26 protein-coding genes are annotated in these 18,842 nt (G+C 65.6%); 14 read left to right on the plus strand and 12 right to left on the minus strand.

Translation table 11 applies throughout. The annotated features are described in order from the left end of the window. The first annotated feature begins 4 nt into the window (after positions 1 to 4). Complete coding sequence (gene ald / locus GH660_RS15695) at positions 5 to 1,129, plus strand: alanine dehydrogenase (protein WP_153147628.1); 1,125 nt, start codon at positions 5 to 7, stop codon at positions 1,127 to 1,129. Positions 1,130 to 1,195: 66 nt separating this feature from the next. On the opposite strand, the gene GH660_RS15700 is transcribed toward ald, so the two are convergent. From GH660_RS15700 to GH660_RS15715, 4 genes are read right to left on the minus strand one after another with little or no spacing between them, the layout of a single operon-like run. Next, a complete protein-coding gene (locus GH660_RS15700) occupies positions 1,196 to 1,774 on the minus strand; it encodes a YceI family protein (protein WP_153147629.1) in 579 nt (192 codons plus the stop codon). 25 nt (positions 1,775 to 1,799) lie between these two features. Next, the gene (locus tag GH660_RS15705) at positions 1,800 to 2,360 is read right to left on the minus strand and encodes a YceI family protein (protein WP_153147630.1); all 561 of its coding nucleotides are present in this window, start codon (positions 2,358 to 2,360) and stop codon (positions 1,800 to 1,802) included. Between the two features lie 17 nt (positions 2,361 to 2,377). Continuing rightward, the gene (locus GH660_RS15710) at positions 2,378 to 2,908 is read right to left on the minus strand and encodes a cytochrome b (RefSeq protein ID WP_153147631.1); all 531 of its coding nucleotides are present in this window, start codon (positions 2,906 to 2,908) and stop codon (positions 2,378 to 2,380) included. Positions 2,909 to 2,919: 11 nt separating this feature from the next. Further along, positions 2,920 to 3,714, minus strand: a complete 795-nt coding sequence (locus GH660_RS15715; protein ID WP_153147632.1) for a class III extradiol ring-cleavage dioxygenase — start codon at positions 3,712 to 3,714, stop codon at positions 2,920 to 2,922. 95 nt (positions 3,715 to 3,809) lie between these two features. On the opposite strand from GH660_RS15715, the gene GH660_RS15720 reads away from it, so the two are divergent. From GH660_RS15720 to GH660_RS15730, 3 genes are all read left to right on the plus strand, one after another. After that, the gene (locus tag GH660_RS15720) at positions 3,810 to 4,697 is read left to right on the plus strand and encodes a LysR family transcriptional regulator (RefSeq protein WP_153147633.1); all 888 of its coding nucleotides are present in this window, start codon (positions 3,810 to 3,812) and stop codon (positions 4,695 to 4,697) included. 73 nt (positions 4,698 to 4,770) lie between these two features. Continuing rightward, on the plus strand, positions 4,771 to 5,193 hold the full coding sequence (locus tag GH660_RS15725; protein ID WP_153147634.1) for a thioesterase family protein: 423 nt from the start codon (positions 4,771 to 4,773) through the stop codon (positions 5,191 to 5,193). Then, on the plus strand, positions 5,190 to 6,080 hold the full coding sequence (locus GH660_RS15730) for a radical SAM protein (protein ID WP_153147635.1): 891 nt from the start codon (positions 5,190 to 5,192) through the stop codon (positions 6,078 to 6,080). The genes GH660_RS15725 and GH660_RS15730 overlap by 4 nt, the downstream gene beginning before the upstream one ends. 53 nt (positions 6,081 to 6,133) lie before the next feature. Here the strand turns inward: GH660_RS15730 and GH660_RS15735 are convergent, their stop codons facing one another. Further along, positions 6,134 to 7,339, minus strand: a complete 1,206-nt coding sequence (locus GH660_RS15735; protein ID WP_153147636.1) for an MFS transporter — start codon at positions 7,337 to 7,339, stop codon at positions 6,134 to 6,136. A gap of 96 nt (positions 7,340 to 7,435) precedes the next feature. Between GH660_RS15735 and GH660_RS15740 the strand changes: the two genes are divergently transcribed. Beyond that, the gene (locus GH660_RS15740; protein ID WP_228276530.1) at positions 7,436 to 8,236 is read left to right on the plus strand and encodes a helix-turn-helix domain-containing protein; all 801 of its coding nucleotides are present in this window, start codon (positions 7,436 to 7,438) and stop codon (positions 8,234 to 8,236) included. 14 nt (positions 8,237 to 8,250) lie between these two features. After that, positions 8,251 to 8,889 (plus strand): thiopurine S-methyltransferase, encoded by a 639-nt coding sequence (tmpT, locus tag GH660_RS15745; protein ID WP_153147638.1) that lies wholly within the window; start codon positions 8,251 to 8,253, stop codon positions 8,887 to 8,889. A gap of 259 nt (positions 8,890 to 9,148) precedes the next feature. Here the strand turns inward: tmpT and GH660_RS15750 are convergent, their stop codons facing one another. After that, positions 9,149 to 9,424: a hypothetical protein gene (locus GH660_RS15750; protein WP_153147639.1), complete on the minus strand. Its 276-nt coding sequence runs from the start codon at positions 9,422 to 9,424 to the stop codon at positions 9,149 to 9,151. Between the two features lie 165 nt (positions 9,425 to 9,589). Between GH660_RS15750 and GH660_RS15755 the strand changes: the two genes are divergently transcribed. The 3 genes from GH660_RS15755 to GH660_RS15765 are packed head-to-tail and all read left to right on the plus strand — an operon-like array spanning position 9,590 to position 11,393. Further along, complete coding sequence (locus GH660_RS15755) at positions 9,590 to 10,171, plus strand: hypothetical protein (protein ID WP_153147640.1); 582 nt, start codon at positions 9,590 to 9,592, stop codon at positions 10,169 to 10,171. Continuing rightward, positions 10,168 to 10,602, plus strand: coding sequence for a hypothetical protein (locus GH660_RS15760; protein ID WP_153147641.1), 435 nt, complete (start codon positions 10,168 to 10,170; stop codon positions 10,600 to 10,602). The genes GH660_RS15755 and GH660_RS15760 overlap by 4 nt, the downstream gene beginning before the upstream one ends. Beyond that, complete coding sequence (locus GH660_RS15765) at positions 10,599 to 11,393, plus strand: ImmA/IrrE family metallo-endopeptidase (protein ID WP_153147642.1); 795 nt, start codon at positions 10,599 to 10,601, stop codon at positions 11,391 to 11,393. Before GH660_RS15760 ends, GH660_RS15765 begins: the two co-directional genes overlap by 4 nt. Positions 11,394 to 11,573: 180 nt before the next feature. On the opposite strand, the gene msrB is transcribed toward GH660_RS15765, so the two are convergent. Then, on the minus strand, positions 11,574 to 11,972 hold the full coding sequence (msrB, locus tag GH660_RS15770) for a peptide-methionine (R)-S-oxide reductase MsrB (protein WP_153147643.1): 399 nt from the start codon (positions 11,970 to 11,972) through the stop codon (positions 11,574 to 11,576). A 78-nt stretch (positions 11,973 to 12,050) separates the two neighbouring features. Here msrB and GH660_RS15775 point away from each other — a divergent pair, with 78 nt between their 5' ends. Continuing rightward, positions 12,051 to 12,746 (plus strand): YecA family protein, encoded by a 696-nt coding sequence (locus tag GH660_RS15775; RefSeq protein ID WP_153147644.1) that lies wholly within the window; start codon positions 12,051 to 12,053, stop codon positions 12,744 to 12,746. Between the two features lie 32 nt (positions 12,747 to 12,778). Here the strand turns inward: GH660_RS15775 and GH660_RS15780 are convergent, their stop codons facing one another. Further along, a complete protein-coding gene (locus GH660_RS15780) occupies positions 12,779 to 13,051 on the minus strand; it encodes a hypothetical protein (protein ID WP_153147646.1) in 273 nt (90 codons plus the stop codon). 107 nt (positions 13,052 to 13,158) lie between these two features. On the opposite strand from GH660_RS15780, the gene GH660_RS15785 reads away from it, so the two are divergent. Beyond that, positions 13,159 to 13,641 carry a nucleoside 2-deoxyribosyltransferase gene (locus GH660_RS15785; RefSeq protein ID WP_153147647.1) on the plus strand — a complete coding sequence of 161 codons (483 nt, stop codon included), beginning with the start codon at positions 13,159 to 13,161 and terminating at the stop codon, positions 13,639 to 13,641. Position 13,642: 1 nt separating this feature from the next. Here the strand turns inward: GH660_RS15785 and GH660_RS15790 are convergent, their stop codons facing one another. Genes GH660_RS15790 through GH660_RS15800 form a run of 3 tightly spaced genes read right to left on the minus strand, consistent with a single transcriptional unit; the run spans position 13,643 to position 15,874 of the window. Further along, positions 13,643 to 14,008, minus strand: coding sequence for a cupin domain-containing protein (locus GH660_RS15790; protein WP_153147662.1), 366 nt, complete (start codon positions 14,006 to 14,008; stop codon positions 13,643 to 13,645). Further along, positions 14,005 to 14,472 (minus strand): CreA family protein, encoded by a 468-nt coding sequence (locus GH660_RS15795; RefSeq protein ID WP_153147664.1) that lies wholly within the window; start codon positions 14,470 to 14,472, stop codon positions 14,005 to 14,007. The genes GH660_RS15790 and GH660_RS15795 overlap by 4 nt, the downstream gene beginning before the upstream one ends. A gap of 1 nt (position 14,473) precedes the next feature. Then, positions 14,474 to 15,874 carry a 3'-5' exonuclease family protein gene (locus GH660_RS15800; RefSeq protein ID WP_153147666.1) on the minus strand — a complete coding sequence of 467 codons (1,401 nt, stop codon included), beginning with the start codon at positions 15,872 to 15,874 and terminating at the stop codon, positions 14,474 to 14,476. Positions 15,875 to 16,071: 197 nt separating this feature from the next. On the opposite strand from GH660_RS15800, the gene GH660_RS15805 reads away from it, so the two are divergent. Genes GH660_RS15805 through GH660_RS15815 form a run of 3 tightly spaced genes read left to right on the plus strand, consistent with a single transcriptional unit; the run spans position 16,072 to position 17,398 of the window. Then, positions 16,072 to 16,401: a thiosulfate sulfurtransferase GlpE gene (locus GH660_RS15805; RefSeq protein ID WP_153147668.1), complete on the plus strand. Its 330-nt coding sequence runs from the start codon at positions 16,072 to 16,074 to the stop codon at positions 16,399 to 16,401. Beyond that, positions 16,398 to 16,769 (plus strand): hypothetical protein, encoded by a 372-nt coding sequence (locus tag GH660_RS15810; protein WP_153147670.1) that lies wholly within the window; start codon positions 16,398 to 16,400, stop codon positions 16,767 to 16,769. The genes GH660_RS15805 and GH660_RS15810 overlap by 4 nt, the downstream gene beginning before the upstream one ends. Further along, positions 16,766 to 17,398 carry a glutathione S-transferase family protein gene (locus GH660_RS15815; protein WP_153147672.1) on the plus strand — a complete coding sequence of 211 codons (633 nt, stop codon included), beginning with the start codon at positions 16,766 to 16,768 and terminating at the stop codon, positions 17,396 to 17,398. Before GH660_RS15810 ends, GH660_RS15815 begins: the two co-directional genes overlap by 4 nt. A gap of 51 nt (positions 17,399 to 17,449) precedes the next feature. Here GH660_RS15815 and GH660_RS15820 read toward each other — a convergent pair whose 3' ends face one another. Then, positions 17,450 to 18,670 carry an HD-GYP domain-containing protein gene (locus tag GH660_RS15820; protein ID WP_153147674.1) on the minus strand — a complete coding sequence of 407 codons (1,221 nt, stop codon included), beginning with the start codon at positions 18,668 to 18,670 and terminating at the stop codon, positions 17,450 to 17,452. Positions 18,671 to 18,842: the final 172 nt, after the last annotated feature.

The following is an 18,842-nucleotide window of genomic DNA, read 5'->3' on the forward strand; positions in this document are numbered from 1 at the left end:
TCCCATGCTCGTCGGCGTTCCCCGGGAAATCAAGAATCACGAATATCGCGTCGGCCTCGTGCCGGCCAGCGTTCGCGAACTGGTCGTCCGCGGCCATCGCGTCATCGTCCAGCAAGGCGCCGGCGCGGCGATCGGGCTGGCCGACGAAGACTACGTGGCGGCGGGCGCCGAAATCGTCGCCGGCGCCGGCGAGGTCTTCGCACGCGGCGAACTGATCGTCAAGGTCAAGGAGCCGCAGCCCGACGAATGCCGGCAACTGCGGGCCGGGCAGGTGTTGTTCACCTACCTGCACCTGGCGCCCGATCCGGCGCAGGCCGCGCTGCTGCTCGCCTCCGGCGTGACGGCGATCGCCTACGAGACGGTGACCGCCGCCGCCGGCGGCCTGCCGCTGCTGGCGCCGATGAGCGAGGTGGCCGGCCGCATGGCGATCCAGGCCGGCGCCGCCTGCCTCGAAAAGCCGCGCGGCGGTTCGGGCGTTCTGCTGGCCGGCGTGCCCGGGGTGGCGCCGGGGAAGGTCGTGATTCTCGGCGCCGGCGTCGTCGGCTACAACGCCGCCCGGATGGCGACCGGCCTCGGTGCCGAGGTGACGGTGCTGGCGCGCTCACCGGAAAGCCTGCGCTTCATCGACCAGCAGTTCCGCGGCCGGGTGCGCACGCTGCGGTCGACGGCGGAAACGATCGAGGCCAGCGTCGTCGACGCCGACCTGACGGTCGGCGCGGTGCTGGTGGCCGGGGCGACGACGCCGCGACTGGTGCGGCGGGAAGTGCTGCAGCGGATGCGACCCGGCTCGGTGCTGGTCGACGTCTCGATCGACCAGGGCGGCTGCTTCGAGACCAGCCACCCGACGACCCATGCCGATCCGACCTTCGTCGTCGATGGCATCGTCCATTACTGCGTCGCCAACATGCCGGGGGCGGTGCCGCGCACCTCTACCTTCGCCCTCAACAACGCCACCCTGCCGTTCGTGCTGGCGCTGGCCGAGCAGGGGGCGCGGAAGGCGCTGGCGAGCGATCCGCATTTTCGGGCCGGTTTGAACGTCGACCGCGGCAGGGTCACCTGCCGGGCGGTCGCCGAGGCGCTCGACCTGCCGTGGACCGATCCGGCAAGCGCGCTGCGCGACGGCGGCTGAGCAGGCGCAAAAAAACGGCGGGGCCGCTTGCGAAGCCCCGCCGTGCGCGATGCGGATCGTGGCAGCTTACTGCTTGATCGCTTCGATGGCGATGTCGATGGTCACCTCGTCGCCGACGTTCGGCGCGTACTTGCCCATGTTGAAATCGGTGCGCTTGACGGTCGTCGTCGCGTTGGCGCCGATGGCGTCCTTCTTCAGCATCGGGTGGGGCATGGCCTTGAACGAGGTCACCTTGAGGGTGACCGGTTTGGTGACGCCCTTCAGGGTCAGGTTGCCCTCGACGGCCACCGGCTTGTCGCCCTCGAAAACCACCTTGGTCGACTTGAAGGTGGCGGTCGGGTACTTGGCGGTGTCGAGGAAATCCTCGCCCTGGATGTGCTCGTTGAAGGTCGAGTAGCCGGTATTGACGGATTTGGTGTCGATTTCGACGTCGACCGCACCCGTTTTGGCTGCCTTGTCGAGGACGACCTTGCCGGTCGTCTTGTCGAAGCGCGAGAGCTGGGTCGAGTACCCGAAGTGGTTGTACGAGAAGCGCGGGAAGGTGTGGGTGCCGTCGAGCGTGTAGGTCTCGGGCGACGCGAATGCCGGAGCGGCGGCGGCCGTGGCGAGGACGAGGGCGGCGGCGAGCTTGGTCAGTTTCTGCATGGTGGTTCTCCTTGGGGTTGGGGGGTTACTTGGCGGATGCTGCGGTGATGCGGAACTTGATCTGGATGTCGTTGGCGACGATGTCGAACTTGGCCCAGGCGCCTTCGCCGATCGAGAAATCGCCGCGGCGGATGGTGAAGGAGCCGTCGAAGACGCCGGTGGCGCCTTGTGCCGTGAAGGTGGCGGGGACGACGACGTCCTGGGTCTTGCCCTTGATCGTCAGTTTGCCGGCCACCTCGTAGCGGTTCCCGCCGAGCGCCTTGACGGCGCCGGAAACGAACTGCGCGGTCGGGAAGGCCTTGGTGTTGAACCACGGCTTGCCGGCGACTTCCTCGTCGGCCTCGGGGGCGCCGGTGTCGACGCTGGCGAGGTCGACGTCGAAGGTCGCCTTGGCCTCGGTCGGCCTGGCCGGGTCGAAATTCAGCCTGGCGGCGAACTTCTTGAAGCGGCCGTCCATCTTGACGCCCATCTGCTGGTAAGTGAAGTAGATGGCGCTCTTGTCGGTCTGCACCTGGTTGAATTCGGCGGCACTGGCGGCGAAGGGCAGGCCGGCGGCGAGCGCGAGGGCGAGAATGAAACGTTTCATGGTTTTCTCCTTGGGGATCAGTGCCTGGGCAACATCCGGGTCAGGATGTCGTCCTTGTCGATGAGGTGATGCTTCAGGGCGGCGCCGATGTGGCTGACGATGACAGCGACGAACAGCAGGTTGAGAATCTTGTGAACCTGGGCCAGCAGGTCGCCGAGTTCCTTGTTCTTGTCGAGCAGGTCGGGGATCGGCAGGACGCCGAACCACACCGTCTGGAAGCCCTTGGCCGAGCTCATCAGCCAGCCGCTCAGCGGAATCGCCAGCATCAGCGCATAAAGCATGAAGTGGCCGGCATGGGCGGCGTACTGCATTAGCTTCGGCATGCTGCCCGGCAGCGCGGGCGGCACGTGCGTCACGCGCCAGCCGAGCCGCACCAGCACCAACAGGAAGGCGGTGACGCCGGCCCACTTGTGCCAGGAATAGAACTGCAGTTTTTGCGGCGACAGCGGCAGGTCGTGCATGTAGAAACCGAGCGCCAGCAGCCCGAAGAGCAGGATGGCCATCAGCCAGTGCAGGCTCTTGGCGGTGGGGGTGTAGGTGTTGGTCACGGTCGACCTCCTTATTGGGGCAAAAATGAATAGGCATCCATGGCGATGACGTAGTCGTCGATGCCGGCATGGAAGCGCCGGGCCTGCGCGCTTTCGCCACCGGCGCCGAGGGCGACGTAGAGCGGCAGCAGATGTTCGTCGCTCGGATGGGCCTGGACGGCGCCCGGTGCCTGCCGGCGGTAGTCGAGGAGCGCTTCGATGTCGTGGCTGGCCAGGTGTTCGGCCATCCAGTCCGAGAACTGGCGGACGTAGGCCGGTGTCTGGCCGCCGCTGCGCGCTACCGTCTGGTAGTCGCGCAGGTTGTGCGTGACGTTGCCGGAAGCGATGACCAGGAAGCCCCTGGCCGCCAGTGGTCCCAGCGCCCGGCCCAGTGCCCAGGCCTGCTGCGGGCCGCCGCGGCTCTGGATCGAGAGCGGGATGACCGGCACGTCGGCGTCGGGGAACATCAGGCGCAGCGGTACCCAGGCGCCGTGGTCGAGGCCGCGGCCGGCATCCTTGTCGACCGGCAGGCCGGCGGCGCGGATGGCAGCGACGACTTCCTCGGCGGCCTCGCGGCAGCCGGTGGCCGGGTAGCGCAGGGCGTAGAGTTCGTCCGGGAAGCCCCAGAAGTCGTGGATGGTTTCCGGGCGGTCGGCGAAGCCGACGGTCGGCACGGCGGTGTCCCAGTGGGCGCTGACGATGACGATGGCACGCGGCGTCGGCAGCGCCTGCGCCTGACGGACCAGGGCCGCGCCAGCGGCGCCCGGGCGCAGCGCGAAGGTCGGTGCGCCGTGCGGGACGAAAAGGGCGGTTGGGGTCGGGGTCATGTGATCTGCTCCGGTTGCGATGGACGTACTTTAGTCCCCCTTTTTGCAGCGAAATAGCAGACAATGTGCAAATATTCATTGCCGGAATTGCAACAATGGACCGCCTCGATGCCATGCACCTGTTCATCCGCGTTGCCGAACTCGGCAGCTTTTCCGCCGCGGCGCAGCAGCTCGGCGTCGCCCGGTCGGTGGTGACGCGGCAGATCGCCGCGCTCGAAGCGCACCTCGGCGTCAAGCTGATGGCGCGCAGCACGCGCCGCCTGTCGCTGACCTCGGCCGGCACCGCCTACCTGGAAAAATGCCGGGTCATCCTCAACCTGGTCGAGGCTGCCGAGACCGGCGTCGCCGAGGAGCGCCTGACCCCTCGCGGCAACATCCGCATCAGCCTGCCGCTCAGCTTCGGCCTCAAGCGCCTGGCACCGCTACTGCTCGACTTCTCGCAGCGCTACCCGGAGATCAGCCTGGACATGGATTACACCGACCGCCGGGTGAACCTGATCGAGGAGGGAGTCGACCTGTCGATCCGCATCACCCGGCGTCTGGAGCCGGGCGACGTGGCGCGCCGGATAGGCACCGCCCGCATGCAGGTCGTCGCGGCGCCGGAATACCTCGCCCGCCACGGTCGACCGCAACAGCCGGCCGAACTGGCGCACCACGAATGCCTTGGCTACACCAACGCCGGCGCCACCATGCCCTGGCAGTTCATGATCGACGGCCAGCTGGAAAGCCTGCAGGTGCGCAGCCGGATCAACGCCAACAACGGCGACGTCATGACCGAGGCCGCGGCGCAGGGGCTCGGCATCACCTGCCAGCCGGATTTCATTACCGACACCTTCATCGCCGCCGGCCGCATCGAGGAAATCCTTGCCGATTTCCCGATGCCCGAACTCGGCATCTACGCCATGCTGGCCAGCAACCGGCACGTCCCCTACCGCGTCCGGGCCTTGATGGATTTCCTCGCCGCCGGGCTGGCGCCGGCCTGAGCGCCGCCTTGCGCCGGCCGGGGGCAGGCGCTACAGTCGTTGCCCGACCCCAACTTCCGACCTGGTGACTTTCTTGGCCCGCATCCTGATCGACCTGCCCGAGCGCTTCGTCTTCTCGACGGCGCTCACCATCTACATCAACCACATCAACTACGGCAACCATCTCGACAACTCGGCGCTGCTCTCGCTCGTTTCCGAGGCGCGCGTCCGCTTCTTCAAATCGCTCGGCTACAGCGAGCTCGACGTCGAGGGGCTCGGCATCATCGTCGCCGATGCCGCCGTCCAGTACCGCTCCGAAGCCTTCCACGGCGAAGTGCTGCGCTTCGAGATGACGGCGCACGACTTCAACAAGTACGGCTGCGACCTCGTCTGGCGCGCCAGCGAACAGGATAGCGGGCGCGAGGTGGCGCGCGGCAAGACCGGCATCATCTTCTTCGACTATGGCGCGCGCAAACCCGCGGCGGCGCCCGCGGCCTTCAGCAGCCGTTTCGCATGATTCCCATCCGCTACGTCGAGCCGGTCTTCCGTCCGCCGAGCGAGGCCGAATCGCTGATCCTGCCGGTTACCGACGGCTGCTCGTGGAACAAGTGCACCTTCTGCGAGATGTACACCGCACCGCAAAAGAAATTCCGCGCGCGCGACGAAGCGGAGGTGATGGAAAGCATCCGCCTGACCGGCGAGCGCTACGGCGACCGGGTGCGCCGCGTCTTCCTCGCCGACGGCGATGCCCTGGTTTTGCCGACCCGGCGGCTGTTGACCGTGCTTGAAGCGATCCGCGCCCACATGCCGGCGGTACGGCGCATTTCCAGCTACTGCCTGCCGCGCAACCTGCGCAAGAAATCGCAGGCGGAAATCGACGAACTGGCTGCCGCCGGCCTGAGCATGGTCTATGTCGGCGCCGAATCGGGCGACGACCGGGTGCTGGCTGCGGTCAACAAGGGCGAAACCTTCGAAACCACGCGCGAGGCGCTGGACAAGCTCGGCGCCGCCGGCATCACCCGTTCGGTGATGATCCTCAACGGCCTCGGCGGCAAGGTGTACACCCGCCAGCATGCCGAAAATTCGGCCCGGCTGGCCAACGCCACGCAGCCGGAATACCTGGCGACGCTGGTCGTCAGCTTCCCGCACGGTGAGCAGCGCCTGCGCGCCGGCTTTCCGGAATGGGAGCCGCTCGACCAGCATGAACTGTTCGTCGAGATGGAACATTTCCTGTCGGCCCTGGAACTGAAACGTACGGTGTTCCGCAGCGACCACGCCTCCAACTGGCTGGTCCTCAAGGGCACGCTAGGAGCGGATAAGGAACGCCTGCTGGCGCAAGTACGGCAGGCGATCGCCGCGCCCGCCGCGGCCCACCTGAGGCCGGCCTGGGCGCGCGGCCTGTAGCGCCCGGGTTCCGATTTTTACCCTTTTTTTCCGGTCGACCGCAGCAGGCGGACTCAGGCCGTCTTGCCGACGCGCAGCGCGCTGAAGATGGCCAGACCCTGCAGCAGCGCGACGCCGATCAACACGTCGCCGAAGCGGTGCGCGTCCATCAGGCCGCCGAAAATCAGCGGCGCCGTGGCCAGGCCGAGGTCGAGGCCGGAATAGACGAAGCCGTAGACGCGCCCGTAGGCCGCCTTGCCGAAGCGTGCGGTGGCGGCGCGGCGCACCAGCAGGTCACGCGACGGCCCGGCGGTGCCGGTGCAGAAGCCGATGCCGGCCATCAGCGGGAGAATGCTCCAGGCCGGCGGCCAGCCGCTGGCGAGCAGCACCGCGAGCAGTGCGGCGACACCTAGGGCCAATGCAATTAGCAGATCCTGCGCCTGCTTCTGGGCCAGGAAGCCGCCAAGCACGATGCCGGCGGCGCCGGCCGTCAGGTAGGTCGAGAGGGCCAGCGCGCCGGTGGTCAGCGACAGGCCATAGACCGCCTGCAGGATGGGACTGGCGAAATTCTGGATGGCACCGAACGCGCTGGTGATCAGCAGGAAGAACAGGAAGCACAGCCAGACGGCCTTCGAGCCGAGGAAGGCGAAGGTCGGCCCGGCATCGCCGGCCGCCCTGGCGGCATGCGGTTCCGCATCGGTCAGCGCCTGTCGGCGCCACAGCAGCAGCCCGAGGGCGAGCAGGGCGACGACGCTGGCACCGAGCGCCGCACTGCGCCAGCCGGCGGCCGCCGCGATGCCGGTCAGGAAGATCGGCGCCGCCGCCCAGCCGAGGTTGCCGGACAGCCCGTGCACCGAAAAGGCATGGCCCAGCCGTGGCGGCGACACGCGATGGTTCAGTACCGTGAAATCGGCCGGGTGGAAAACGCTGTTGCCGAGCCCGGCGAGCGCGGCGACGGCGACCAGCGAGGCGTAACCGGTCGCGAAATGCAGCACGACGCCGGCCAGCGCAAAACAGGTGATCCCGGCGGCCAGCACACGGACGGCGCCGAAGCGGTCGACGAGAAAGCCGGCCGCCGCCTGGCCGATGCCGGAAACGATGAAGAAGACGCTCATCGTCGTGCCTATGCCGGTGAAGCTCAGGCCGAATTCAGGCATCAGCCATGGAAACAGCGGCGGCAGCAGCAGGTGGAAAAAGTGCGAGACACCGTGCACGAAGCCGATCAGCGAGATGGTTTCGATATCGCGGGGTACAGGGGAGGGGAGAACTTCGGCGGTCATTGGTCGGCAAGCGGTTTATCCGGCAGCTCAGTTTAAGCGGCCTGCTATTGACGTATATTCGATAATCAGACAAAAATTATCGCAATGCTGACACACTTGCCTTTTGACCCCTTTCCGCGCCGGGCGCCGACGCCGGATGAACCGCTGACCGTCAACCAGCGTCGCCTGCCGCCCGACGTGCGCGTGCCGCTGCACAGCCACGACTGGGCGCAACTCGCCTTTCCGCTGCGCGGCGCGCTGCGCATCGCGGCGGCCGGCATGGCTTGGCTGGCGCCGGCTTTTCGCGCGGTGTGGATTCCGCCGAACATCGAGCATGAGGTCGTCGCACTCGGCGAGGTCGAACTGCGCACCGTCTATGTCGCCGCCGAAGCGGCGCCGCTGCCGCTCCACGCCTGTTCGGTGATCGAGGTGTCGGACCTGATGCGGACGCTGGTCGAGGCGATCAGCCGGGTCGAGGAGGGCGACGAGATGCGCCGCGACCTGATGATCCGCCTGCTGCTCACCGAGATCGGTCGGGCCCCGGCGCTCTCGCTGGGCCTGCCGCTGCCCTCCGACCGCCGCCTGCAGGCGCTGTGTGGCGCGCTGATCGACGATCCCGCCTCCCCGCTGTTGCTGTCCGAATGGGCGGCTCGCGTCGGCGCCAGCGAGCGGACGCTGGCCCGGCTATTCGCTGGCGAACTGAAAATGAGCTTCGGCGCCTGGCGCCAGCAGTTGCGCCTGGCGCGGGCGCTCGACCTGATCGGCCGCGGCCGCCCGTGCGGCGCCGTCGCGGCGGAACTGGGCTACGCCAGCCCGGCGGCCTTCTCGGCCATGTTCAAGCGCGCCTTCGGCATGCCGCCGGGGCGCTTCATGCAGGAACGCGGTTCGCTGCCCGCCGGCGAGCCATTAAGCGACTAACCAGGGAGTGAACGATGGACGCAAGCTTTTGGCACGCGAAATGGGAGAAAAGTGAAATCGGTTTTCATCAGGATGATTTCAATCCATTGCTGCTCGAGCATTTCGGCGCACTGTCGTTGCCAGCCGGGAGCCGTGTTTTCGTACCGCTATGCGGCAAGACGCGCGATATCCTATGGTTGCTGGAATCCGGGTATCGGGTGGTCGGTGTTGAATTGAGCCGGGTCGCCGTCGATCAGCTATTTGCAGACATGGAACTGCAACCGGCCATTTCCCGGACCGGACCGCTGCCCCATTTTGCCGTCGAAGACCTCGACATCTACTGTGGCGACATCTTTGACCTGACCGGCAGCGAGCTCGGCCGGATCGACGCGGTCTACGACCGGGCCGCGCTGGTCGCGCTGCCCGCCACCATGCGCCAGCGCTACGCCGACCATCTCGCCGCCGTCACCGGTCGCGCCCGGCAACTGCTGGTCGCCTACGAATACGACCAGAGCCTGCAGGACGGCCCGCCGTTCGCCGTCGGCGCCGATGAAATCCGCCGTCTTTACAGCCCGCATTACGAACCGACGCTGCTCGCCAGTACCGAGGTTGCCGGCGGCCTGCGCGGCAAGTGCCCGGCCACCGAACATGTCTGGCTACTGCGCCGGGACTGAGGCGGATGACGGGCTGTGGGGTGCTTTTGGCTGTTTATCGGCCGAAGCTGTCGTCTGTGAAGCATTAGGCGATAGGCGGCTAATCGGCTTTAAGCTGAACGTAGCTAAAAAATCCGCGTGTTGTTGGTTTGGCCACCAAGATCCCTCATACAAAAAAGCCAACCCATACAGGTTGGCTTTTTTGCTTTGGCGGACACAAGGTCCGCGTGCCACTGAAATGCCTGAAGCTTCTTTGCCGTGGGCCGCCCATCGACGTAACTCAAGCTGCCTTACGCACGCGCTCGTTGATCCAGTTCCACGCCTCTTGCGGGAGCCAACCGTTGTAGTCCCGAGTAACTCCGATGATCAACATATTGTCATTGCTGTCGAGGTGAGGTTTCAAGCGGGCGTAGATGCCGGTAGCGTCGAGGTTGGTATCGACAAGCCAAGTAGATCCCAAGTAGTGCCACCAGCCGCCGCAGCCTTTGATCGCGCCGTAAAGGCCGTCATAGTCACGTCCGGGTTTGCACAAGTCATAGTTGATTGCATATATCATTTCAATGGTCCTTAAGGTTAGTGGGTACGCGAAATGGCACCCTACTAAAGCAGGCTCTGCGCAAACCCGCCCTCGGACATTTTTATTCTTTTTTTCTTGTCCGGCTGGATACTTGCCTAGAGCCTTACTAAGTGAGGGCTGAACGCTGGAGCGGAGGAGGACTGGGTGACTAGCGATATGCTGAGTCGTGACGAGATGCGAAGGGCGATTGCCGCGCTCTCGGAAGCAGAGTTGCTAAAGTTAGAACGCGTTGCGAACTGGTTGAGTTCGGGGCGCTCTCTTTCAGCAGATGATCTCCTGCAAGAAGCGATTTGTCGGGCCCTTGAGGGGGTTCGCAATTGCCCGATAGACGTTCCGATTTTGGCTTTCTTGGTGAATGTGATGAAGAGTCTTGTTTCCGCTCGTCACAAGGCTTCGATGGTTGACCCCATTGAGCTTGCTGCACCGGTCTCGACGTTGAGTGATGATGGTGACGAAAGAGATGCACTCGCTGATGTCGAAGATCGGGCGTCAAGCCCGGAGCAGCTGTTAGTGGAAGAGGATAGCGCGAGCAAGATGAAGGCTGCATTTCACCGATTGTTTGAAGATGACGCTGTAGCGGAACTCGTGCTCCTTGATATCTTCGCCGGTCTAACAGCTGAGGAAACACGGGCAGATTTGAACTTGGACGAAACGACGTACGCAACAATACGAAGACGAATCCGACGGCGCATCAACCAAAGATACCCGGAAGGATGGAAATCATGACAAGCAAGATGAGGATTCCTGGGCAGGAACTAGACAACCTTACGGATGCCTTGATCGAGGATTTGCTTGCCGCTTCCGATGCCGAATTCTTGGAAGAAGAGAGGGCCAGCGGGCGCGATCTCAAAGCAGCGACTGAGCGAGTGCGAGCTCTTGTTCTCAAGGGTAGCGCATTGGCAGCAAAGTCAAAGTTGCGAGAAGCTAAGACGGCTGTTGCTGCAAGTCGAGCAAAGGGGGGAACCGTCACGCCGCTTCTAGACCCGAGTCGGGCCAGGGAAATTCTCAAGAGACTTGTGGCTAACGATCCGGAATTCAGGACTAAACTGACTCTTGCCGCTCGAAACGAGAATGAACTGTCCGACGAGGACATCCTGGGCATCGTTGAAGACCTTCGTGATTTGGGGACGCTTCCGGATGAGGATGACTGGTTGTGACGGCTACGAACGCAGCAGAAGGGCTACTTCTCGAGCTTGGTGTTTCCGAACCGGAGGATTTAGACCTCGAAGCCATTGCTTGGCACGTGGGCGTTAAGGTCAACTACCGTCGTCTGGATGGTTGCGAAGCCCGCATTATCGGCCGCGGCGATCGTGCGATTGTGACTGTGCATGAAGGACTACATGAGCGTCGCAAGCGCTTCTCCCTTGGGCACGAATTGGGTCACTGGTACCACCATAGAGGCAAGTCGTTTATCTGCCGTCCTGAAGACATTGGTAGTGAGCGACAGAATGTTCCGGTGGCGGAGCGAGAGGCAGACCGTTACGCCGCCGATCTTTTGATGCCATGGTTCCTCTTTCGCCCGTTAGCTAGGCAGGCGAAGACTGCGTCGTTTGACCTCGCAAAACAATTGGCCGACCGTTTTCAGACTAGTCTAACGGCGACATCGATCCGCCTTGTTGATGCAAACGTCTTTCCTATGATCTTGGTTTGCCACGGAAACGAAGGTAGGAGATGGTTTAAGCGCTCGAAGGATGTACCTGAACGATGGTTTCCTCAAAACCAATTGGATGCTGACTCGTACGCGTTCGACATCTTGTTCGGGTCGAGAAGCGAGCACCGACCGGTCAAGATGGGTGCTGAAACATGGTTTGATCGCGGAGAGGCTGGTCGGTACGAGCTTCTTGAGCAGACGATTAAGATTAGTGGAGACGAGGTACTAACGATGCTTTTACTGACTGATGGTGAGATGCTCGAAGAGCGAGAAACCCGTGGCCGGACGTGGCGATAGGCACACTGATTATAAATAAGCAGAACATAGCCCGAACCCAAAATGAATGGAATCATTGACAAAGGAGAACTGTATGGAGCCCAGCGTCAGGTTACTGGCAAACATCTGCCATTTTACTGACGCGACGCCTCCGGCAGGTTTGGCCGAGTTGCGGTGATGTGGCGGATATCGCCACCCCCGTTACGCCTCGTCTTCCTCCAGCTTCAGCGACGCCGAGTTGATGCAGTAGCGCAGGCCGGTCGGTGCCGGGCCGTCGGGGAAGACGTGGCCGAGGTGGGCGCCGCAGTCGTGGCAGGTGACCTCGGTGCGCAGCATGCCGAAGCTCTTGTCGACGTGCTCGTCGATCAGTTTTTCGTCGTTGGGCGTGTGGAAGCTCGGCCAGCCGCAGCCCGAATCGAACTTGGTTTCGGAGCGGAAGAGCGGGGCGCCGCAGCAGATGCAGCGGTAGGTGCCGTCGCTGTGGGTGTCCCAATACTTGCCGGTGAAGGCGGGCTCGGTGCCTTTCTCGCGGGTCACGCGGTATTCGGTGGGGGTCAGCTGGGCGCGCCATTCGGCGTCGGTTTTTTCGATTTTCGGCATGGCTGTTCTCGTCGGGTCCGGTCGGCTAAGACCGGTAGATTCGGCTATGATTCAGGGAAGTTTCACAGGATACCGCGAATGAATCCGAATCCCCTCGACGACAGCGATCTCGACCGCCTCGAACTGCTTCTGGAAACCGATGTGTTCCAGGGCGACGCCATGCGTCTCGATGAAATCCAGGCCATGCTCTGCGCCATCGTCAGCGGACCGCTGCCGGTCGAACCGGCGGTCTGGCTGCCGGAGGCGCTGGGCAAGGGGCTGGCCAGCGCCGACGACCCGCAGGTGGCGGAAACGATCGAACTGCTGATGCGCCTCAACAACGACCTTGCCGCCGCGCTGCTCGACGACGAGACCATCGCCCCCATCCTCTACCCGCTCGACGAGGACGGCGATGAATACGACTACGCCGCCTGGGCCGACACCTACGTTTTCGGTGCCGGTCTCGCCGGCGACTGGTTCGAACTCGCCGGCAAGCACGCCGACGACCTGTCCGAACTGCTCGAGCCGATGTTCCTGCTCAACGGCATGCTCAAGGAGGATGTCGAAAAGAGCGGCGAACGCTGGTTCTCGCCGGCCGAGGAGGCGCGCCTGGTGGCCGACATCCAGGACAACCTGCCGGTCATCGTCCAGACGCTCTACAACTTCTGGCGCAACAAGCGCGCCGGCGGCACCGTCCGCAACGCGGAACCGAAATCGGGTCGCAACGACCCGTGCCCGTGCGGCAGCGGCCGCAAGTTCAAGCAGTGCTGCGGGCGTCCGGACAAGCTGAACTGACCGGGCGGAATACCGGCGCCGGCAGCGTTCCCCTATTTCTGAAGTTGCGACAGGCTTGCCGGTTCGGCGAGCTGTGCGGCGATCGACGCGCCGGGACGCAGCTCGAAATCGCGGACGGTGTCGAGCGCGGTATCGGCCAGCGCCGGGCCGCCGAACAGGGCGCCCAGGCTGCCGGCGACCAGCAGCGAGCGCAGCGTGGTGTGCGGCCTGGCCGGCCGGCGCGGCGGGTTGAGGTCGAAATGGATGCGCGACGTTTCGAGAAAGGCGATGACGCTTCTGTCCCGGGATTGGCGGTGAAATGGCATGATGGCCTCCTGCGCTTTGGTTCAGCCGCCATGGTCGCGCTTTTCCGGCGTCCTGCCAGTCGCCTTTGTGCAACGGAATGTTTCGTTTTGTTTCAGAGGCGTCGTCGATGAAACTTTATCTCGCCGGTCCTGACGTTTTTCGGCCGGATGCTGCCGACTGGGCGGAACGGGCGCGCGCCCTGTGTGCGGCGCAGGGGCACGTCGCGCTGATCCCGCTCGATGGCGTCGAAACGACGGCGGCGGGCATCTATCACGCCAATATCGCGCTGATCCGCGCCGCCGACGCGGTGTTCGCCCGGCTCGATCCCTTTCGCGGCTGCGAGCCGGATTCCGGCACCTGCGTCGAGGTCGGCTTCGCGCTGGCGCTGGGCAAGCCGGTGATAGGCTATGTACAGACTGCGGAAACCACGGTCGAGCGCGTCGCGCGCCTCGCCGGCGGGGTGTCCGAAAATGATGTCAAAAGGACGGTCGACCGCAACGGACTGCTGGTCGAGGATTTCGGCCTGCCGCTCAACCTGATGCTGGCGGTTCCCGCGCGCATCGTGCATGGCGGGCTGGCGGAAGCGCTGGCTGCGCTCGCGGGGCGCTGACTCAGCCCAGCAGTTCGGTGTCGTCGTGCGCGTAGGCGGGCGCGCAGCAGCACAGGATGTGTAGCGGCCCGGCGCCGGTGTTGCGCACGCGATGCGGCGTGCCCGGCGCGATTGCGATGCTGTCGCCGGCGGCGATGGCGAATTCCTCGTCGCCGAGGGTCATGACGCCGCGGCCGCGGGTGACGTGGTAGATCTCCTCGCTGGTCGCGTGGCGGTGCAGCAGGGTGGCGACGCCGGGCGGGACGACGGCTTCGGCCAGGCTCTGGTGGCGCACCGCGTGCTGCTCGGGGTGCAGCAGTTCGCGGATTTCCGAGCCGTCCTTCGTGATGTAGGGGGCGATGTCGCCCAGCGCCGTCCGCCGCCTCACTTGCCGCCCCACGACTGGATCGGCACGGTCGAGATGGCGTTGGCCGGCGCGCCTTCGATGATCTTGCGGCTGATCGCCAGATAGACCAGCACGTTGCGCTTCTGGTCGAGGAAGCGGTGGATCTTGGTTTCCTTGAAGATCAGCGAGGTGTCTTCGCTGAACACCGTTTCGCCGTCCGGGAGTTTCGCCGGCAGCGTGATCGGGCCGACCTGACGGCAGGCCAGCGAGAATTGCGAGGGGTCTTCGGCAAGACCGAAGCTGCCCTTGACGCCGCCGGTGCGCGCCTGGCTGACGTGACAGGTGACGCCGGGAATCTTCGGGTCGTCGTAGGCGTAGATGCAGACGCGGTGGTTGGCGCCGATCAGCTTCCAGGTGGTGGTGGCGCAGCCGATCTCCTCGGCGGCGACCGTCAGGCTGGCGGCCAGCGGCAGGACGGCGAGCAGCGTCTTGAACGGGGATCTCATGTCATTCTCCGGGCGGGACGGCACGCTGCGATGATAAGGGAATCATGCGGCCGACGTATTTGGCGAGGATCTTGTAGGTGTCGCGGTCGAAGCGCGGGCGCCCGGCGGCGAGCAGGGCGTCGAGTTCGTCGTCGTTTTTCGCGGTGCCGAGATAGCGCCAGCTATCGACCAGGTGGGCTTCGTCGCCTTCGCGGATCAGCGCCGGGCCGTTCACCGGCCACGCGGCGAGCTTGAGCCGGGCGAGGGCGCCAACCAGGCGCATGGTGTGCCGGGCATAAGGCTCCCGGCCGACGCAGGCGCCCTTGCAGCGCCGGATCTGGTGGCCGAAGCAGGGCTTGCCGGGGGCGGTCCTTTCGAGGCCGAGCAGGGCGTCGCACAGGTTGTGCTCGGCGGCCAGGGCGCGCAGGACTTCGGCGGCTTCGCGGGCGCTCTTGAACAGGCCGTAGCAGGACGTGCGGGCGCCGAAGTCGAGGTCGTGCGCCGAAGCCAGTTCGGGACGCAGCCAGCCTTCGCCTTCGTCGACCAGGGTCCAGGTACACAGCTCGTCGTTCTTGCGCAGCAGGCGGTTGTGCGTCGGCAGCAGCTGCTTGACCAGCGTTGCCTCCTTGAGCAGGGCGCCGATTTCGCCGGCCGTCTCGATCCAGTCGATGCGCCGCAGCTGCTGTGCCAGCGCCATTTCCTTCGCCGAGCTGTGGTCGGCCGCGAAATGGGAGAGGACGCGCTTGCGGATGTCCTTGGCCTTGCCGACGTAGAGCGGCAGGTCGCCGCTTTCGGTCGGTTCGCCGTAGAACAGGTAGACGCCGGGGCCTTCGGGCAGGTCGTCGATGATGCCGGGGTCGAGATGCGGCGGCAGGCTGGGACGGGCGGCGAGCTTGGCGAGCGCGGCGTCGATTTCATCGCTGCTGCGGTCGACGTGTATTTTTTGCCAGAATTGGTGGATCAGCTGCGCGTCGGCCAGCGCCCGGTGGCGGGCGTCGGCACGCAGGGCGTGGCGCTCGATCAGGCTGTCCAGGTTGTGGCGGTGGAATTGCGGGTAGAGCGTCCGCGACAGCTTGACGGTGCACAGCACCGGGGCGCGGAAATCGACGCCCAGGCGTTTGAATTCGTTCTTCAGGAAGCCGTAGTCGAAACGCGCGTTGTGGGCGATGAACAGGCGGCCTTCCAGGCGGCGCAGGGTTTCCCCGGCGACGGCGGCGAACGATGGCGCGGCGGCCACCATTTCGTTGCTGATGCCGGTCAGCTGCTCGATGAAGGGCGGGATGCGCGTGCCCGGATTGACCAGCTGCTGCCACTCGCGCACCGTGCCGTCGGCATCGACCTCGACGATGCCGATTTCGGTGATGCGGTCGGCTGTAGCGGTGGCGCCGGTGGTTTCGAGGTCGACGAAGGCGAGGGGACGCATGGGGCTGGGGGCGGATCGTGGCGCAGCGATGATAGCCCTTTTCGCTGGCCGCCGCGCCCCGCCTGTCGCAAAACCGACAAGCGGGCGCCGGGCGCGCCCGCTACCGGCCGGCGCGCCGCGCCGTGGCGTGCGCTGGCGGCGTGGCATCGCTCTTGCATCGCCTGCCGGAAAATAACCTTCCCTGTTGCGACCCGACCATGACGACCTCCGCCAGCAGTCCCTTCCGTTGCCTTTCCGCCGCCGACGCGGCGACGCTGCTGCGCAGCGAGGCCGGCATCACCGTTTTCGACGTGCGCGACCTCGCCAGCTATCAGCGCGGTCACGTGAGTGGCGCCGCCCACCTTGACGAGCAGCGCTTTCCGCTCTGGCTTCGTCGCATCGAGAAGGCGGCACCGGTGGTGATCTACTGCTACCACGGCAACGCCAGCAAGACCTTCGCGCAGATGTTCGCCGATTTCCGCTTCACCCGCGTCTTCAGCGTCGACGGCGGCTACGAGCCGCTGGCCGCGGCCCTGGCGGCGGCATGACGGCGACCGAAGTCGCTGGCTGGGTGCGCCGGCATCCGCTGTCGCCGATCCACGTCGATTGCGCGACGGCGGTCATGCTCAAGATCCTCGACGGCAAGTGCAAGATGACCCCGACCGAGAAGCGCGTGATGGAACGGCTCTACGACGCGGTCAAGGCATGCCCCGGCCAGCTGCTCGGCGCCGACACCCACGACCTGATCGGCGCGGCGCGCGGCGAGCGCGACGAGGCGCTGCGCAATTTCATCTACGAAAAGCGCGTGCTGGCCGAAACGACGATCTCGCGCCCGGTGATGAAGGGCTTCAAGGCGCTGATCCGCCAGCAAGGCCTGTTCGCCGGGGAGCACGAGGTGGAGGACGAGGCGGCATGAGCAAGCGCCTCTACATGACGCCGGGCTCGTGTTCGACGGGCATCCACATCCTGCTCGAAGAGTGCGGGCTGGTCTTCGAGGCGCACCTGGTCAACCTGCTGGCCGGCGACCAGCACCGGAAGGACTACCTGGCGATCAACCCCAAGGGCACCATCCCGGCGCTGGTGCTCGACGACGGCAGCGCGCTCACCGAGTTTTCGTCGATCGCCTGGTGGCTGGCGCGCAGCTACCCGAAACGCAGGCTGCTGCCGGAGACGGTGGCCGGCGAGGTGCGCGTCCTGGAGCTGATGAACTATGCCTGCAACACGATTCACGGTGCCGGATTCGCGCGCATCTTCACCACCGAGCGCTTTTCGGCGAGCGCCGCCGAGCAGGAATCGGTCAAGGCGCAGGGGCGGCTGATCATCGACAAGGGCTTCGCCCTGGTCAACCGCGAACTGGACGGCCGCGACTACCTCGCCGACCAGTTCACCATCGCCGACGCCGCGCTGTTCTACGTCGAGTTCTGGGCCGAGCGGACGGGCGTCGCGCTGCCGGAAAACTGCGCCGCCCACTATCGCCGGATGCTGACGCGGCCGGCGGTGCGCCAGGTCCTGGCCGAAGAGGGCTACGCCTCGGCGCTGCGCTGAGCGCCGGCCGCCGCGAAATTCGCCAGCAACCGGCGGTCGACCGCAGCAGGCCTAATGGACCTGCGTCGCGGCGCGCCAGCTGCCGTCGAGATCGTCGCGGGCGACGGCGACGATGTCGGGATCGAGCACGCCCTTGCCGGCGAATTCATCGAGCGTGCGCGAAATTTCCTCGAGCGCCTGCGGGCCGCGGTAGGGGCGGGCCTGGGCCAGCGCCTGAAAGACGTCGGCGACGGCGACGATGCGCGCTTCGACGGCCAGGTTGCCGGCCGAGCGGCGGAAGGGGTAGCCCTGGCCGTTGAGCGCCTCGTGGTGGAAGGCCGCCCATTCGGCGATCGTCTCCAGCCCGGGGACGTGGCGCAGGATCTCGTAGGTCTCGAAGGCGTGCCGCTCCATGACCGAGAATTCGGCGCTCGTCAGGCGCGCCGGCTTGTCGACGATCTCGTCGGGCACGCAGAGCTTGCCGATGTCGTGCATCAGCCCGGCGATTTCCATCCGGGAAAGATCGTCCGGCGCGAAGCCCATGCATTCGCCGAGGTGCCGCGAAAGCTGCGCGACGCCCAGCGAATGGGCGGCGGTGAAATGGCTCTTGGCATCGACGATGCTGGACACCAGCCGGGCAACATGGCGGAACTGGGGAAATTCGATGTCGATGCCCCATTGCGGCAGCGCCAGGTCGGCCAGGTAGGACTGGACGTGACGCGGCACGAGGGCGATCCAGAACGCCTCGCGCGCGGATGCGGCGAGGAAGGCGGCGACCGCCTCTGGCTGCAGCGTGCGGCCGGCGAGGCCGGCGATTTCGCGGCGGATGGCGGCGCTGTGGAACAGCGGATTGTCGAGGCCGTGGCGAAGAAGCAGCGCATCGACGCGGTCGGCCAGCAGGATCAGGTTGCTGGCGAGGGCATCGGCCTCGCCGAGGTCGGCCGGCAGCTCGGCCCACGGCGTGTGGTGGTGGCGGATGGCATCGGCGAGTAGCGACAGGTGGGCGAAGGGCTGCAGCAGCTGGTAGGCGCGTTCGCAATGCACGCCGGTATCGGGATAGTCGGCGCCGGAAACCAGGCGCCGGTGTTCGGCGGTGGACGACACCCCGAGGTCGTGCAGCAGGCAGGCGAAGACCAGGTCGTCCAGCCGGGGCGCCGGCAGGCCCATGACGGCCGCCGTCTCGCGGGCGATCATGGCGACCCGCTTGCCGTGCTGGAAATCGTTCACGCCGACCAGGTCGAGGGCGTCGGAAACGGCAAGCACGGCACTTTTCAGGTTGATCCTGAGGGGCATCGGTCACTCGCTCGGGGAGGGAACGGGAAAAGCATACCACCAGCGCGCGGGCACGGGTTTGCGCAGGGTGGCGGCCGTACCATGCGAGCTTGCCGCAAGGCGCAAGGACCCATCCCCCGCCCGGCCTCCCTCTTGAAGGGGGCGTGCTGCGGAGTCAGTGCCCGCTGGCGGA

It is taken from the genome of Dechloromonas sp. H13 (assembly GCF_009469615.1).
Lineage (GTDB): Bacteria > Pseudomonadota > Gammaproteobacteria > Burkholderiales > Rhodocyclaceae > Azonexus.